Source organism: Microbacterium mitrae (assembly GCF_008017445.1).
Taxonomy (GTDB): Bacteria; Actinomycetota; Actinomycetes; order Actinomycetales; family Microbacteriaceae; genus Microbacterium; species Microbacterium mitrae.
The window spans coordinates 225,845-240,548 of record NZ_VRSW01000004.1 but is presented as its reverse complement, the minus strand read 5'-3'; the positions used below and the strand labels follow the sequence as shown (position 1 = coordinate 240,548).

At 63.5% G+C, this 14,704-nt stretch carries 16 protein-coding genes and 1 riboswitch; of the genes, 10 read left to right on the top strand and 6 right to left on the bottom strand.

Annotated elements, in window-relative coordinates; translation table 11 throughout:
• Window positions 1–74: 74 nt before the first annotated feature.
• The 5 genes from FVP60_RS11705 to FVP60_RS11680 all read left to right on the top strand — a co-directional run bounded on the left by FVP60_RS11705 (window position 75) and on the right by FVP60_RS11680 (window position 4,983).
• Window positions 75–1,025, top strand: coding sequence for a sugar-binding transcriptional regulator (locus FVP60_RS11705; protein WP_147826459.1), 951 nt, complete (start codon window positions 75–77; stop codon window positions 1,023–1,025).
• A 556-nt stretch (window positions 1,026–1,581) separates the two neighbouring features.
• Window positions 1,582–2,178: a recombinase family protein gene (locus FVP60_RS11695; protein WP_147826457.1), complete on the top strand. Its 597-nt coding sequence runs from the start codon at window positions 1,582–1,584 to the stop codon at window positions 2,176–2,178.
• A 7-nt stretch (window positions 2,179–2,185) separates the two neighbouring features.
• The gene (locus tag FVP60_RS11690) at window positions 2,186–3,571 is read left to right on the top strand and encodes a Mu transposase C-terminal domain-containing protein (protein WP_147826456.1); all 1,386 of its coding nucleotides are present in this window, start codon (window positions 2,186–2,188) and stop codon (window positions 3,569–3,571) included.
• On the top strand, window positions 3,571–4,377 hold the full coding sequence (locus FVP60_RS11685) for an AAA family ATPase (protein WP_147826455.1): 807 nt from the start codon (window positions 3,571–3,573) through the stop codon (window positions 4,375–4,377). Before FVP60_RS11690 ends, FVP60_RS11685 begins: the two co-directional genes overlap by 1 nt.
• A 27-nt stretch (window positions 4,378–4,404) precedes the next feature.
• The gene (locus FVP60_RS11680) at window positions 4,405–4,983 is read left to right on the top strand and encodes a recombinase family protein (RefSeq protein WP_147826454.1); all 579 of its coding nucleotides are present in this window, start codon (window positions 4,405–4,407) and stop codon (window positions 4,981–4,983) included.
• A 126-nt stretch (window positions 4,984–5,109) separates the two neighbouring features.
• Here FVP60_RS11680 and FVP60_RS11675 read toward each other — a convergent pair whose 3' ends face one another.
• Both FVP60_RS11675 and FVP60_RS11670 read right to left on the bottom strand, forming a co-directional pair.
• On the bottom strand, window positions 5,110–5,901 hold the full coding sequence (locus FVP60_RS11675) for a PaaX family transcriptional regulator (RefSeq protein ID WP_222705933.1): 792 nt from the start codon (window positions 5,899–5,901) through the stop codon (window positions 5,110–5,112).
• On the bottom strand, window positions 5,898–6,485 hold the full coding sequence (locus tag FVP60_RS11670) for a GNAT family N-acetyltransferase (RefSeq protein WP_147826453.1): 588 nt from the start codon (window positions 6,483–6,485) through the stop codon (window positions 5,898–5,900). The genes FVP60_RS11675 and FVP60_RS11670 overlap by 4 nt, the downstream gene beginning before the upstream one ends.
• A gap of 35 nt (window positions 6,486–6,520) precedes the next feature.
• Between FVP60_RS11670 and FVP60_RS11665 the strand changes: the two genes are divergently transcribed.
• Both FVP60_RS11665 and FVP60_RS11660 read left to right on the top strand, forming a co-directional pair.
• Window positions 6,521–7,546: an alpha/beta hydrolase family protein gene (locus tag FVP60_RS11665; RefSeq protein ID WP_147826452.1), complete on the top strand. Its 1,026-nt coding sequence runs from the start codon at window positions 6,521–6,523 to the stop codon at window positions 7,544–7,546.
• A 440-nt stretch (window positions 7,547–7,986) separates the two neighbouring features.
• On the top strand, window positions 7,987–8,379 hold the full coding sequence (locus FVP60_RS11660) for a phage holin family protein (protein WP_147826451.1): 393 nt from the start codon (window positions 7,987–7,989) through the stop codon (window positions 8,377–8,379).
• A gap of 33 nt (window positions 8,380–8,412) precedes the next feature.
• Here the strand turns inward: FVP60_RS11660 and FVP60_RS11655 are convergent, their stop codons facing one another.
• Both FVP60_RS11655 and FVP60_RS11650 read right to left on the bottom strand, forming a co-directional pair.
• Window positions 8,413–9,918 (bottom strand): hypothetical protein, encoded by a 1,506-nt coding sequence (locus FVP60_RS11655; RefSeq protein WP_147826450.1) that lies wholly within the window; start codon window positions 9,916–9,918, stop codon window positions 8,413–8,415.
• Complete coding sequence (locus FVP60_RS11650; RefSeq protein ID WP_147826449.1) at window positions 9,915–10,193, bottom strand: hypothetical protein; 279 nt, start codon at window positions 10,191–10,193, stop codon at window positions 9,915–9,917. Before FVP60_RS11650 ends, FVP60_RS11655 begins: the two co-directional genes overlap by 4 nt.
• Before the next feature lie 225 nt (window positions 10,194–10,418).
• On the opposite strand from FVP60_RS11650, the gene FVP60_RS11645 reads away from it, so the two are divergent.
• The 3 genes from FVP60_RS11645 (at window position 10,419) to pnuC (ending at window position 13,403) form a co-directional block, all read left to right on the top strand.
• Window positions 10,419–10,925, top strand: coding sequence for a low molecular weight protein-tyrosine-phosphatase (locus FVP60_RS11645; RefSeq protein ID WP_187240662.1), 507 nt, complete (start codon window positions 10,419–10,421; stop codon window positions 10,923–10,925).
• A gap of 14 nt (window positions 10,926–10,939) precedes the next feature.
• Window positions 10,940–12,319, top strand: a complete 1,380-nt coding sequence (purB, locus tag FVP60_RS11640) for an adenylosuccinate lyase (protein WP_147826491.1) — start codon at window positions 10,940–10,942, stop codon at window positions 12,317–12,319.
• A gap of 133 nt (window positions 12,320–12,452) precedes the next feature.
• Window positions 12,453–12,581, top strand: a riboswitch (FMN riboswitch).
• Between the two features lie 81 nt (window positions 12,582–12,662).
• Window positions 12,663–13,403 carry a nicotinamide riboside transporter PnuC gene (gene pnuC / locus FVP60_RS11635; protein ID WP_187240661.1) on the top strand — a complete coding sequence of 247 codons (741 nt, stop codon included), beginning with the start codon at window positions 12,663–12,665 and terminating at the stop codon, window positions 13,401–13,403.
• A 79-nt stretch (window positions 13,404–13,482) separates the two neighbouring features.
• Here pnuC and FVP60_RS11630 read toward each other — a convergent pair whose 3' ends face one another.
• Window positions 13,483–13,758: an amino acid transporter gene (locus FVP60_RS11630; RefSeq protein WP_147826448.1), complete on the bottom strand. Its 276-nt coding sequence runs from the start codon at window positions 13,756–13,758 to the stop codon at window positions 13,483–13,485.
• The gene (locus tag FVP60_RS11625; protein WP_147826447.1) at window positions 13,755–14,390 is read right to left on the bottom strand and encodes an acyl-CoA synthetase; all 636 of its coding nucleotides are present in this window, start codon (window positions 14,388–14,390) and stop codon (window positions 13,755–13,757) included. Before FVP60_RS11625 ends, FVP60_RS11630 begins: the two co-directional genes overlap by 4 nt.
• Between the last annotated feature and the right edge of the window lie 314 nt (window positions 14,391–14,704).

Sequence of the window (14,704 nt, the reverse complement as noted above, 5' to 3'; positions counted from 1 at the left end):
AGCCTGAAGCGTATTAGCCTTGGGCGTATGATGCCAAATCGCGCATGGATCCTGCACGAATGTGCAGAAGAGTTATGAGTAAGGACGAATCGATCCTGGCGGCGGCCTCGATGTACTACCTCCAGGACATCAAAATGGAGACGATCGCTCAGCGGTTGCACATGTCGAGATCGACCGTGTCACGACTTCTCAAAGAAGCCCGGTCGTCAGGGCTCGTCAGCGTGACGCTGCGCCCGACCCCCTCACATGCCCCGGAGGTTGCCCACCTCATCGCGGAGCAATTCGGCGTCGAGGCCTATGTGGTGCCCGTCAGCGACTCCGCATCGATGCAGGAGCGTCTGGATCAGGTGGCCACCGCCACAGCCAAGATGGTGACCGACTGGTTCGATTCAGACATGATCCTCGGGATCGCGTGGGGAAGAACTCTCGGCGCGGTGTCGCAGCATCTCACGAAGAAGCCGACGCGCGGAAGCGTCATCGTTCAGCTCAACGGGGGTGCGAACAACCGCACGTCGGGCGTCGACTATGTGGACAACCTGATCTCTCGATTCGGTGAGGCGTTCGATGCGCGGGTGCAGTCGTTTCCGGTGCCTGCCTTCTTCGACTATGCCAGCACGCGACACGCGATGTGGCGTGAGCGCTCCATCGCGCGGGTGCTCGAGGTGCAGCGGCAGGCGGACATCGCCCTGTTCTCGATCGGTGCCGTGACTGGCCAGGTGCCTAGCCATGTCTACTCGGCGGGGTACCTCGAACCAGACGACATTCGTGTGCTCGAGTCGGCCGGAGTGGTCGGCGACGTTTGCACGGTGTTCCTCCGAGCCGATGGGACGTACGAGGACCTTGCCTTGAACGAACGTGCAACCGGTCCCACGCCAGCGGAGCTCACGCGCATACCGCGTCGCGTGTGCGCCGTCGCCGGAGAAAACAAGGTCATCCCTCTACTGGCGGCTCTTCGCGCGGGAATAATCACGCAGCTCATCCTTGATGAGCAGACCGCCCGCGAACTGCGGCGCCGTATCACCTAGATCCATCGAGAACTCAGCTCACGCCGACATCGTGGACGTGGTAGCAGATCGCTGACCCCCCGATCATCGACAAAACAGTGACTCATCGGAGACTCACACCGACGAACACAGCGCGATCACGAGCAGGTCTAAGTCGGCCGCGGGCTTGGGGTTTGAACATGGTCGGCGCGATCGCCGAAGATCGCCCGCACATGGCCTCCGGAGAACTCGGCTTCCATGTGCTCGACGTACTGCTATCTGCCGCCGAATCGGCCTCCGTCAGTGAACGGGAAAGATCCAGAGCACAGTGGAGCTCATCCCGCTGCTTCCCGCCTGCTTCAAACCCTTTCGCATAGACGCTCTGACTTAGCTCCAGGACTTGGGTCGCCTCGCCGCACACCAGACAGATGCATCGACACGTCGCAAAATACAACAGCTTTTTGAGACATCGTCGCCTCGCTCTGAGCGACTGTCGGCGTCCGCATGATTCCGTGGCGCTATGTGTCTCGGAAAGTTGTCTTGCCGTGATCCGTCTTACGTGGGTGCAGGAGAGGACTTTCTGAGGCAAACTGACCGTATGAGGCTTCTGGGTTACACGCGAGTCAGCACCTCCAGCCAGGATGCGCAGCTGCAGCTCGACGCGCTGGTTGCGGCGGGCGTGCAGAAGCGCGATGTGTTCGCGGACGTCACGTCGGGGAGCCGGGCCGCGATCGAACGCCCTGGGATGAAGAAGCTTCTCGAGCATGCCGCCGAGGGCGACACGGTGGTCGTGTGGCGGGTTGACCGTCTCGGCCGATCTCTGGTTGACGTATTGAACACGGTGAATCTGCTGCGCGGGCGGGGCGTGCACGTGCGGTCCATTTCGGACGGTATCGACCCTGCGACGTCGACGGGGCGGCTGATGTTGAACATGCTCGCGACCCTCGCGGAGTATGAGCGGGAACTGATTGTCGAGCGGGTTACGGCCGGCATCGCTGCGGCCCGGCAGAACGGGACGCGGTTCGGCCGCCCAGTGTCGGACCCCGCGGTGATCGCGGACAAGCTCCAGTTGGCGAGGGAGGCGCGGGCGAGGGGTCGCACGGCCGAGGACGCTGCCCGCCTGGTCGGGTGGAGCCGCGCCACCCTCTACCGTCATCAGCAGGCCGACGCTGCGCGCGGAAGCGCCGCGATGTAGGTGAGTAGTGGACGCCGAGGAGCGGTGGCGGGTGCTTCGACTCCATGTCGAAGACGAGATTCCGCTCGCGGCCCTCGCCCGGGGCACGGGAATTGGCGTCCGCACGCTGCAGCGCTGGCACCGCCGATACCGAGACGGCGGACTGTCGGGGCTGGACGATCATCCTCGCGTCGACGCGGGGCGTCGGCGAACGGCTGCGGAGACCGTCGCGTTCGTCGAACGGATCGCGCTGACCAGACCACGTCCGAGCTTGGCGACGCTACATCGGCTGACCGCGGCGGAAGCGACCCGGCAGGGAAACCCAATCCCCAGCTACGCGACGGTGCGAGAGATCGTCCGAGCACTTGATCCGGCGCTCGTGACGCTGGCGTTGGAGGGGCCGGCGTCGTATCGCGACCGGCACGAACTCGTTCTCCGCCGTCGCGCTGACCGGCCGAACCAAACCTGGCAGTCCGATCACACCGAGCTGGACATCGTCATCGTCGGCACCGACGGGAAGCCGGATCGACCGTGGCTGACGACGGTGATGGACGAGTACTCGCGCGCGATCTGCGGGTACACCGTCTTCACGGGGGCGCCATCGGCGTTGAACACGGCACTTGCCCTCCGGCAGGCGATCTGGCGAAAGGCCGACCCCGCCTGGGCCATGTGCGGTCTGCCCGACATCCTGCACGTCGATCACGGCTCCGACTTCACCAGCCACCATCTCGAGCGCACCGCCATCGCGCTGCACATCCGCATCATTCACTCGATCGTCGGGCGGCCCCAAGGTCGCGGCAAGATCGAGCGATTCTTCGGCACCATCAACACCGAACTCCTCGCCACACTGCCCGGCCACCTCGGACCTGGCAGCCGCACCCCCACGCCGTCAATGGACCTTCCCGCGCTGGATCAAGCGATCGGCGCCTTCATCGCCGTCTACAACGACCGACCGCACTCCGAACTCGGCGTCTCACCGAAGGACGCGTGGGTCGCCGACGGCTGGCTCCCGCGAATGCCCAACAGCCTCGAGGACCTCGACACACTCCTCCTTACTGTCCCCAAGATCCGGATCGTGCAAAGAGACGGGATCCACTTCCAGGGCCAGCGCTACCTGGCACCCACACTCGCCCCGTTCGTGGGACACCCGATCACGATCCGGTACGACCCGCGGGACATCTCCGAAATCCGGGTCTACGACCACGACACCTTCATCTGCGTCGCCATCGACGAAGCCCACCCCAACCTCCGACTCAGCCTTCGCGACATCGAAACCGCAAGACGAGCCCGCCGACGCGAGCTGCGCAAGACCATCAACGATCGCATCCCCACAACCGCCACCCGGCAAGAACCACGCCACACCCCGCCTCCGGCGCGGCGGAACCGGCTCCGCACATACGAAGAGGACGAGTGATGGCCCAGGCATTCATCGTGACCAAGGAGCACCGGCGCTTCACCGAATTCGCGAACGCCGTCCGGAAGGAGAAGACAATCGGGATCTGCCACGGTGATGCCGGCGTCGGCAAAACCCAGTCCGCCCGCAGGTACGCCAACTGGGACACCCTGGAGCCGTACATGAACGAATGGGGCCCGCGTAGCGATGTCGACGCCGCGTTCTACGCCCTCGCCAACCGATCCCGCACCGTCTTCTACACCCCCGAAGTCCTTCCTCGACCCAAGGAACTCGTCCGCGAGATCGGCTACTGGCACAACAAGCTGGACAGCTGCATTGAGGAACACCAACGCGCGATCGGCAAAGTCACCGGCCAGCGCGCACACACTCATTCCTTCCTCGAGCTGCTCATCATCGATGAAGCCGAACGGCTCACCCCCATGGCCCTCGAACTACTCCGCGACCAGCACGATCGCACACACGTCGCCATCATCCTGATCGGCATGCCCGGCATCGACCAACGCTTCCGCCACTACCCGCAGCTCTACAGCAGGCTCGGGTTCTCCCACCACTATCGAGCCCTCGGTCGCGACGAACTCCTCTTCGTCCTGGACAGACACTGGAGACGAATCGGACGCTCCCTCGACCCGGAAGACTTCACTGACGCTCAAGCCATAGCTGCCATCGAACGCATCACCCGCGGCAACTTCCGACTCCTCGAGCGGCTCTTCCCCCAGATCGCGCGTGTACTCAAGATCAATCAGCTCGAAACCATCACCGACGACGTCGTCGAAGCCGCAGCCAGCATCCTCGTCATCGGCGACTAGGAGCAACTTCCTCACGAAGGCGCGGCCATGAGACTAATCGGGTATGTGCTGACGTCGACGCCACAACCATCAGAAGACCGTCAGCGACTTGACCTCATCAATGCGGGCGTCGACTCCTCCGACATCTACACCGACCACGACGGGGAATGTGCCCGCCCTTCTCGGCCCCAGCTGAACCGGGCGCTCAACGCCCTCCGCCCCGGAGACACACTCACAATCGACACGCTCGAACGACTCGGACGATCGACGCAGACCGTGCTCGCGGTCGCGGCGCAGCTGCAAACCCGCCGAGCTGAACTAAGAGTGTTGGACCTTGGCGGCAACACCGTCGACACCTCGACGGCGGCGGGCTCGATGCTATTCACCACCCTTGCCGCGCTGACCCAAATGGAGCGAGAACTCAATCGCGAACGCGCCCACGACTCGATCGAACGACGTCGTCAGGCCGGCACTAATCTCGGCGGCCGCCCCCTCGTCTTCACAGATGATCAAATCCGAAGAGCGGTACGTCTCGTCGAGGAAGGACAGCCAGCCGCCGAGGTCGCTTTCGATCTAGGAATGTCACGCGCGACGTTCTATAGGAGGTCCAAGGCCCTCGACGAATGAACCCAGACCGACGACACCAAGCGACCACGGAACCCCGCCACAGACCGCTGATCTTCACATAATCGACGAGGCTGCCGGCTGACTCATGAACGGTCGATTACGGACAGGTCCACGACCGCAGTTGGCTCAAACTGCAGGCACGGTCACGGTGCCCCATGACGAGTATGCAGCTGATGGCGCGATGTCGTTCCATAGTGCGAGCCATTTTCGGCGGAGCGTGGTGGGTCGCCAGGGAGAGTGGCGCAGGTCGAGGGGGATGAGGGGGTCATTGCGGAGCGCGGCTTCGAGGGCGTCGGCGAGGAGGATACGTCGGACGTCAGAATGGGCGGTGGGGTCGTCTTGTTTGATGGCTGCGTCCATGACGTCGTATGCGGCGTCGATGGGTCCGGCGGGCCAGAGCTCTTCCGCGATCGCCAGCGGATCTGTGACGCCTCGAATGTTGAGATCCCTCGCGGTTGCTGAGATCACGTACCGCCCCATAGCCGGGTCCAAGAGTGGCCGGAGATCGTGTGGACTCAGAAAGGTGCCGGTGGCAAGCGCGGCGGCGCCGGAGGCGAGGAGGGTTCGGCGTAGTGAGTCACGGGCAGCGCGTTCGCGCTCTGGTGCACCGACCGTGTAGAGACTCCACGAGCTATCCCACTGCAGGCGCCCGGCATCTTGTGTGAAGGCTAGGGCGAGTGCGGATCGATCTCGGTCTATGCGCCCACGTCCGGTATCGGTGAGTTGAAGCGTGCCTGAGCGTCCGCGTCCGCTTTGTGTCAGCTCGCCGGCTGCCTGCATTCGACGGATCGCGAGACGGACGGGCTGATCGCCGGTGCCAAGAAGGTGCGCCGTGTCGTATACGGGCGCAAGAGGCGCCTTCCCGCTCATCGGGAGGAACGCCTCGACGATGGTGCGTCCTGCGATCCGACTGCTCACGCGTTGACTCTCCGCTCCATGGTCGTGTAGCGATCAAAACCGTACACGCTGGACAGTGGGCCCATCGACCCCGTCGCGACCTGCTCGAACCCACGGCGTCGATACAACGCTTCGGCACGAGGGTTCGTGTCCACGACCGACAGGCGAACAGAGCGCAGGCCTTCACTGCGGGCGAGCTCGACGGCAGCCTCCAGGAGGGCGGTACCTGTCCCCCGGCCCCGGCTCGCGCCGTCCACACAGATCCCATCGAGCACCAACGTGTCATCCATGTCTCCACGGGATAAGGGGCTGAGTACGAGCGTGGCCCGTACCGCGGCGAGCCAGGGCAGGCTGGCCCGCAGAGAGCGCCAGGTCACAGGTACGGCGCCTGCGCCGTCGCGGTGGAAGCCGCACATTCCTACGAGATTGTTGCCAGACCGGGCAATGAGGGTTCGGTCCGACCGGAGCGACGCCGTCACGACGCTCAGACCGCGTTCTACTGAGGCGAAGGCGGGGCCAAGTTTGCGGCTGAAGGCCGCCCAGTAGAGAGCGGCGACTCGACCCCGCTCCGTCGCGGAGAAGCCGCGCCCGATAGTAATCTCCATCCATCGATAATATCGAATCATGTACGATCGTGCACATGAAGATACTTATCCGGTGGGTAACCATCGTGGCCGTGACCGGGCTGGTCGTTACTGTGGGTGCTGTTGGGGTCGCCCTAGTCGGCAACTCCTTTGCGTTCGATGAGCGTCAGGTTGAGATCCCGGTGGCCGCTGGCAGCTTGTCGGGCGTCTTGACGACGCCCACGAGCGGCGAGGCTCACGGAGTCGTTGTGATGGTGCATGGGGACGGTCCCGTCGATGCAACGCAGAACGGACTCTACGACCCGTTCTTCGAGGGCGCGGCCGCCAGCGGGTACGCGACGCTCTCATGGAGCAAACCCGGCGTCGGCGGGTCGGATGGCGACTGGCTCACGCAGAGTCTTCCCGACCGCGCCGCGGAGGTAAGCGCTGCGATCGACTGGGCCAAGGCGCAGCCGGACGTTCCGACGTCGACGATCGTCCTGTGGGGTGCAAGCCAAGCAGGCTGGGTACTCCCCGCGGTGGTCGCCGACCGCAACGACATTGACGGCGTTGTAGCAGTCGGCACCGCCATCAACTGGCTGAGGCAGGGGCAATTCCACCTTCAAGCGGAACTCGACCACGCGGGCGCAGATGCCAAACGGCGCGCCCGCGCCGAAGCCGCAAGCGCCAACACGCATGCGCTCCTAGAGCGCGGGGCAAGCTACGAAGAATATCTCGGTGAGACCACCGAGACCAACCCCATGACCCGCGAGCGGTGGGGATTCGTCCAACGCAACTTCCGCGCCGATGCCACAAACGATCTCGCCCGAGCGGCCACACGTCACATACCCTGGCTACTGCTGGCCGGCGAGCATGACCGAAACGTCGACGTCCACGAAACTGCCGAGGTTTACCTTGAAATCTTCGGCGGAGACGTCAAGGTCACATGGGTTGACGCGGTGCACTCTATGGCGCGCCCAATGGTCGATGATTCCGAATTCATCGGCTTCGTGACGGGAGTGTTCTGGCCGCGCGCGCTCTTGGCACACGGCGTCATCGACTCATACCGCGGATTCCTCGATCAGGTGGCAGACTCCCACTGAGGCATGCCACGAAATGCGAACTGAGGCATGCCACGAAATGCGAACCGAGGCATGCCACGAAATGCGAACCGATCGCTTGTGCCGTCGCGGGGTGTCTTGTCGCCGCGCGACGGCTATCACCGCCGAAGCCGCGCCATCTAATTCCGCGACTCACACGCTCGTCCTTTCGTGATGTTGGAAGTCTCATACGACCTGTCCGCGTGAAGTGTCGGGGAAGGCACCTTAAACGCATGGCGCCGTGAACGCATACGACCGGGCTCAGATGGGTCGGTGGAGCACGGCGCTCGCGGTCACGCTCTTGGCGGGCACTCCGGCGCTTCTGTCGCCGCCATCTACTTGCCAGCCGCTCGATGGATATCCAGCGCGCAGAGACACGTCAGGACGGTTGACGGGCACAAATCATGGCTGTGCGGGGGCGGCTGTGCGAGACTTTGGACACTATGCGATTCATCACCCGTGTTGCCATCAACGCTTTTGCCCTGTGGATTGTCACGCTGCTGCCGATGCTTCAGGTCTCTGTCATTGCATTTGCTCCTGGCGAGACTCTGCAGTTGGTCTTGACGTTGCTCGCTGTTGGTGCGGTGTTCGCCCTCGTCAACACCATCATTGGCACGGCGATCAAGATCGTGGCCTTCCCGATCTATCTGCTGACGTTCGGGCTGGTCTCCTTCCTCGTGAATGGCCTCCTGCTGTGGATCACTGCGTGGATCACCACGGGCTGGGGCTGGGGTCTTCGGGTTGAAGACTTCTGGTGGGGCGTCGTGGCCGCAATTGTCATCTCACTCATCAACTTTGTGATGGGCGTCATTCTGCGCCCGCAGTTGAAGCGCTGATCCCCCAGAGCCATTAGGCCGGCCACCGTCCGTCTACACGAGCCACGGGCCGACATGGTACTCATCGTCTTTGATGGGCGGCCGGTTGACATTGTCGACCAACACCGGCGGTTGCGGCTCGGGGTTCGGTGACGGCTGTTCGCCGAACTCAAAGATGGGCCCACCGGGCTCGGGCGGCGGCGCCACCGAGAACTGATCCGGTGCGATCGGATCGCTGAACTCGAGGAAGGATTCGCTCACCGACTGCGCTCCCGGCACGCCATCGCCGCCCATTCCGCGTGCCGCGGCCGGGCCGGTCGTCTTGTCGGCGTCATACCCTCGCAGTGGCTCATCGAGGCCAGGCGCCAGGTGCATTTCTAGCGGCGACTCCTCAAAGGTGTACTCGGTCGTGGTCACACGCTCCGCGTCTGCAAGCTCGGCGAGGGGCTCGCGTAGCGCATCCAGGCGCGGGTCTTGCGATTGGTCTATCAGGGTGCCTGTCTCGATGTAGGCATTCATGAAGTGCGCGCCAAACACGCCCGCTTCGCTGCTGCGACTGACCTCAAAACTGTCTGGGTGGCCCGTGGGCACCGGATACTCAGACCCGCCCAACATCCCGACCGGGTCGTTGGTGTGCTTGATGTCAATGTTGACCACGTCATCAGGAAATGGCATCTCCATCGGATCACCCCAGGTCACCACATACTCCGGATCGACCGTGGGGTCTGGCGCGAGTTGGTCGCTGATCATCGCGGCCTGTGAATGTGCGTTCAACAGCACCCAGTCACCGGGCTGCACGCCAGCGTCTTCAAGCGCAACGCGCACTGCCTCAGCGGAAGCCGAATCGTTGCCAAGATACAGGGCCGCATTGGAGCCCATATCGAACGGCCCTGTCTCCGAAAAGAACTGCTGGGTTCCGACGATCGAGACGACAAACCGCTGCGATCCGTCAGGCATGTCGTAGCGATCAACGCGAATCTGCGTGCCATCAGACGGAATCGCCTTCGCCAGGTCGGCGGCGCCGTGCGGCACGATCGACTTCACGTTCGTCGTACTGCTCTCGGAACGCTCGACCATGCGCACGTCGATACCCGTGCGCGGCAGCGCGCCCAGCCGCGAAAAGAACTGAAAACCCGCGCGCGGATTCGGCGCCTTTTGCAACCCGATCAGCGCCACAATGCCCATCGCCTCATCGAGCAGACCAGGGTTGTCTGCTTCAAGATCGGCCAATCGCTGCTCTGCCGCCGGGGTCGATCCGTGCATTTCGGTGGTGATGAGCAGTTCAACGGCCTCGTACACATCGGCTGCGCGCGCCAGCTGCGCCGCAAACACCTCGATCAGCTGCGCGATGACGGCCGACTTAACGGCGACCTGTTTGGCAGTGTCTGCCGAGGGCATTGGTATCGTCATGCAGTCGAGGTTGTCACTCGCCCGCGTCGCGGAGGTGACCGTCTCACGCAGCAGATCGGCGACGGCAATCGCGCGGCTTGCCGCATCGCGCAACGATTCAGACGAAACCGCGGTGTAGCCGCCCTCAGAGATCGAGATGTCGTCGCTCATGCCACACCCCACGCCATCGCGACCCGATCAAACTCCGCCCACAACGCTCCTTTCGCGTCGCCGACGAGTGCGCTGAGGTGCACCACCTGCGATCGAAACTCGGCGATCAGGTCGGCCGCGGCGAGAAACGACGGCGCATCCCACCGGGTGTCGTCAAACAGGGTGTCAAGCCCGTGCGCGGCGAGCCCGGCCTCGCCATACGCGACATCGAGGTGGTCAGCCGCGGCCGCGACGTACCCGCTATTGGCGCTGTAAAGATCAAAATTGAAAGACATGCCGCCATCGTGCGCGGCTGAAGGGGCTCACGACGCGAAAAAGCAGCGTCTGGGGGAAGGTGCGCCCCAGCCGCGACCGGGGGAGGAACCTTCTCCCGCCGCACTCGCCGCCGCACCCGCGGTTCCGCCCGCAAGCCGCAGGTTCCGCGCCTGCACACACCCGTCGTTACGCCGTCACCAACAATTGAGACTTGCGCCGCAACGCGCCAGCAACAGAATGGAGTAATGGCCCCGCACGATACCCGCTTTCGCGTGGTCTTTGTGTGCACTGGAAATATCTGCCGCTCCCCCATGGCCGAAGTGGTGCTTCGCCATTACGCGCAGCGCGCGGGGCTCTCTCATCGCGTCGCCTCCACGAGCGCCGGAACCGGTGATTGGCATGTTGGGGAACGCGCCGATGAGCGCACGCTTGCGGCACTGCAGGCGCGGGGCTATGACGGAACCACGCATCGCGCCCGCCAGTTCACCACCGCGCAACTGCAGGACAGCGACCTCATCGTGGCGCTCGATCGTACGCACGAGCGGGTGCTGCGCAACTGGGCAACAGAGGAGAGCGACAAAGACAAGGTCGCGTTGCTGCTGAGTTTCGACCCTCACGCCGACGGCACTCTCGACGTGCCTGACCCGTACTACGCCGGGCAAGAAATGTTCGACGACGTGCTGGGTATGATTGAACGTGCGGTGAAGGCATTGTTTCAACAGCTGGAGCCGGCCATCCGCTCTACGTCTTGAACGGGAGAACTACCCTGACTTCTCTGCCGGCACAGCCGCTTAGCCCACTCGACGGACGCTACCGCGCGGCCGTCGCCCCGCTGTCTGACTTCCTCTCTGAGGCAGGTCTCAACCGCGCACGTGTGGAGGTCGAGGTGGAGTGGCTGATCGCCCTCACCGACCGCTCCGTGTTCGGCACGTCGCCGCTGAGTGATGACCACAAGGCGCAATTGCGCGCGCTGTACCTCGACTTCGGCCAGGCCGAGATCGATTGGCTCGCCGAGCGCGAAGCCGTCACGCGTCACGACGTGAAGGCCGTCGAATACCTGGTGCGCGACCGGCTGTCGCAGCTCGGCCTTGACGCTATCGCCGAGCTCACGCACTTCGCATGCACGAGCGAAGACATTAACTCCCTCTCGTACGCGCTCACCGTTAAGCGCGCGACGCTTGACGTGTGGCTGCCCGCGCTCCGTCTGGTGACCGCGAAGCTGTCAGACCTGGCCCGCGAGCACGCCGATGCGCCGATGCTCTCGCGCACCCACGGCCAGCCGGCAACGCCGTCGACCATGGGCAAAGAGCTCGCGGTATTCGTCTGGCGCCTGGAACGCGTCGCGCGCAAGATCGAAGCGAACGAGTTTCTTGGCAAGTTCTCCGGCGCCACCGGAACCTGGTCGGCGCACCTCGCTGCCGACCCGGAGCTGGATTGGCCGACCGTCGCTCGCGAATTCGTCGAGTCGCTTGGCCTGGATTTCAACATCCTCACCACGCAGATCGAATCGCACGACTGGCAGGTGGAGCTGTACGACCTGATTCGTCACGTTGGCGGCATTCTGCACAACCTCGCGACCGACATCTGGACCTACATCTCGCTCGGCTACTTCACGCAGATTCCGGTTGCTGGTGCGACGGGCTCGTCGACCATGCCGCACAAGATCAACCCGATCCGGTTTGAGAACGCGGAGGCAAACCTCGAAATTTCGGGTGCGCTGCTGAACTCGCTGTCGCAGACGCTGGTCACCAGCCGCCTACAGCGTGACCTCACCGACTCGTCAACGCAGCGCAACATTGGTGTCGCCTACGGTCACTCGCTGCTCGCGATCGACAACCTGCGACGCGGCCTCGGCGAAATTCTGCTGGCCCGCGATGTGCTGCTGGCCGACCTCGACAACAACTGGGAGGTGCTCGGCGAGGCGATTCAGACCGTCGTGCGCGCCGAGGTTGTCGCCGGTCGCTCCAGCATCAGCGACCCGTACGCGCTCCTCAAGGAGCTCACCCGCGGCCACAAGGTGGGCGGCGACGAGCTCCGCGCGTTCGTCGCGGGCCTCGAAATCGGCGATGACGCCAAGGCCCGCCTGATCGAGCTGACCCCGCCGACCTACACCGGACTTGCCCAAAAGCTGGTCGACGAGATCTAAACCCGCTTTCACGAACGACCCCGCTGGTTCCGCCAGCGGGGTCGTTTCGTTTGCCCTGGTTCCGCCCCCTTGACGGTCTGTGACACGATGCGCCGAGCGGGGCAGAAAGGGTGCCAGAATGGTGCCATACACTTACGTGCTCCGGGGTCGGTGTAATTCCGAACCGGCGGTGATAGTCCGCGACCCGAGGCCCTTCGAGGCCGAGGTTGATTCGGTGAAATTCCGATACCGACAGTTAAAGTCTGGATGAGAGAAGCACGAGTGCGTTTGCAGAGCGGTCGGCGGCGACCGCAACCGCCGACGTATTTCCCCCGGACACCTGGCTATCCGAAAGGGAAAGACAGTGGATGTCCTGCAATGGTTGATTGACCTCTTCAATTCACAGATCGTGTTGCCCGGCGGGCAAGCGCTCAACACCCGCGAAGTCGTCGGCAATGTCTTTGGCCTGGCGTCTGCTCTCGGCGCGATGCAACGCAAAATGTGGGCCTGGCCGGTCGGCATCATCGGTAACGCCCTGCTATTTACGGTGTTCATCGCCAGCATCCTCGACCCGAGCGCCTCAACCCCGAGCCTGCTCGGTCAGGCCGGGCGACAAATCATGTTCATCGCCGTGTCCATTTACGGCTGGCGACGCTGGCAGCAGTCCAAGCGGTCGGGCGGCGGCGGCGCCGGCGATACCGCCATCGTTCCGCGCTGGGCGGGCCTAAAGGTGCGCATCGGCATGGTCGCGTTCATGGCGATCGGAACCGTGGCCCTCACGCCGCTGTTCCGCGCGCTCGGATCATACGAGCCCGTCTGGGCAGACGCGTGGACGTTCGTCGGCTCGCTTCTGGCAACGTTTGCCATGGCGAAGGGATGGACCGAGTTCTGGCTGGTGTGGGTCGCCGTCGACGTCATTGGCGTACCGCTGCTGTTCAGTGCCGGATACTACGCCACCGCCTTCATGTACCTCTTCTACGGCATCTTCACCGCGATCGGCTTTGTGGTGTGGGCTCGCGCGCAGGCCAGGGAGAAACCATCGGTTGAGACAGCACACCTCGACCCGACGGTCACCAATCCCGACTCGGCAACTCCCAGCCCCTAGGTTCCGAACCCGAGGTTCCGCCCCTCAACGAAGAATCGGGCAGCGTGCTGATGCGCGCGGCCCGATTTCGTTGAGGTGACTACTTGTCGTCTTCTTTGTCGAGCAAGACGGGGCGGTCGATCTGCTTCTTGACGTCGGCAGGGTCGACGGCCAGCAGCAGCATCGACAGCAGCAGCAGCACGACGATAAAAGTGGAACCTGTCATCACCAGAGTGAGAGTCCACACGTTTTCGCCCTGGAACATTCCCGACGACATGGCGGTGACGAAGCCGGCGAACAGCGCAGCACCGAAGGCGATGCTCAGCAACTGCACCGGACGCATCAGCTCGCGGCGCGACGCTTTCTTATCGGTCATGACGAAACCTCCTGCGCAGGCGCCGGTTGTGGCGTGACTACGTCGTTCTTAGGTGAGAACCCGGCGATGCCGAGATACACAGCAATGATGGCCGCGTAGCCACCGAAAACACCGACGGCGATGGTGATGCCGGTCAGGGTGCCGCCCTCTTGGATCGCCTCGTTGAAGTATTCCAGCGCAAAGGTGGGCTGAATAAGAGCAATCGCGATGGCGAGCACCGCGGTGATGATCGCAACACCAAGCGAGTCTTTCGCCTCGGCGGCGTGCGGGCCGCGGCGCTCGTGAAGCGCCCACCAGCCTTCGACAATGGCGGTCAAGGCAGCCCACGTGATCACCATCATGAAGAACATCGTTGTGGTGCGCGCCATCGGCGACGAGGCAATAATTCCCGCGCTGCCGTTGATGAGAGCCAACAGAATCGGAACCGCGCGGCGGCCGGCTGGGTAGACAAGCCACGCCGACAATGCCCACACCAAACCCGTCGCCACGGCGAAACCGCTGAACGCAGCGAGGCCGATTGGGGCGGAGTGATCGCTCGTGAAGGTGATCATGATCGCAGCCATGGCGGCGAAAAGAGCGCGTGCACGCTGAAGGTGACGCACAGTAAACGTCGGGGTCTTGGCGGCGGGCATGTTGTCCTCACGAATCGCGGTCTCTCCAGTCTACCCGCGCCCTCTCTGTACGCTCGCCCGCCAAAATCCGCCTCGGTTTGAGCAGAAGTTTCGATAATTGTGTGGCGAATTGCGAAATGTCCGCCGAAAGGGGGACAGACATTGGGGTGTGAAACTCTCTAAGTTTGTTTGTGGGGGATCAACCGACGCGGTGTCCCGGCCTTCGGGCTGGGCACCGCGTCAGTCCGTTTCGGGGTACTTTTCGCGAAATGGTGCGGCGTAATCAGGGGCATCCCGGAGATAACCCCCACATTGCTGAGACTTTCTGCGCGGCG

Coding starts and splice junctions, on each gene's coding strand:
- FVP60_RS11705 (WP_147826459.1), top strand. CDS start 75: ATGAGTAAGGACGAATCGATCCTGGCGGCGGCCTCGATGTACTACCTC.
- FVP60_RS11695 (WP_147826457.1), top strand. CDS start 1,582: ATGAGGCTTCTGGGTTACACGCGAGTCAGCACCTCCAGCCAGGATGCG.
- FVP60_RS11685 (WP_147826455.1), top strand. CDS start 3,571: ATGGCCCAGGCATTCATCGTGACCAAGGAGCACCGGCGCTTCACCGAA.
- FVP60_RS11680 (WP_147826454.1), top strand. CDS start 4,405: ATGAGACTAATCGGGTATGTGCTGACGTCGACGCCACAACCATCAGAA.
- FVP60_RS11670 (WP_147826453.1), bottom strand. CDS start 6,485: ATGGAGATTACTATCGGGCGCGGCTTCTCCGCGACGGAGCGGGGTCGA.
- FVP60_RS11665 (WP_147826452.1), top strand. CDS start 6,521: ATGAAGATACTTATCCGGTGGGTAACCATCGTGGCCGTGACCGGGCTG.
- FVP60_RS11660 (WP_147826451.1), top strand. CDS start 7,987: ATGCGATTCATCACCCGTGTTGCCATCAACGCTTTTGCCCTGTGGATT.
- FVP60_RS11655 (WP_147826450.1), bottom strand. CDS start 9,918: ATGAGCGACGACATCTCGATCTCTGAGGGCGGCTACACCGCGGTTTCG.
- FVP60_RS11650 (WP_147826449.1), bottom strand. CDS start 10,193: ATGTCTTTCAATTTTGATCTTTACAGCGCCAATAGCGGGTACGTCGCG.
- FVP60_RS11645 (WP_187240662.1), top strand. CDS start 10,419: ATGGCCCCGCACGATACCCGCTTTCGCGTGGTCTTTGTGTGCACTGGA.
- FVP60_RS11630 (WP_147826448.1), bottom strand. CDS start 13,758: ATGACCGATAAGAAAGCGTCGCGCCGCGAGCTGATGCGTCCGGTGCAG.
- FVP60_RS11625 (WP_147826447.1), bottom strand. CDS start 14,390: ATGCCCGCCGCCAAGACCCCGACGTTTACTGTGCGTCACCTTCAGCGT.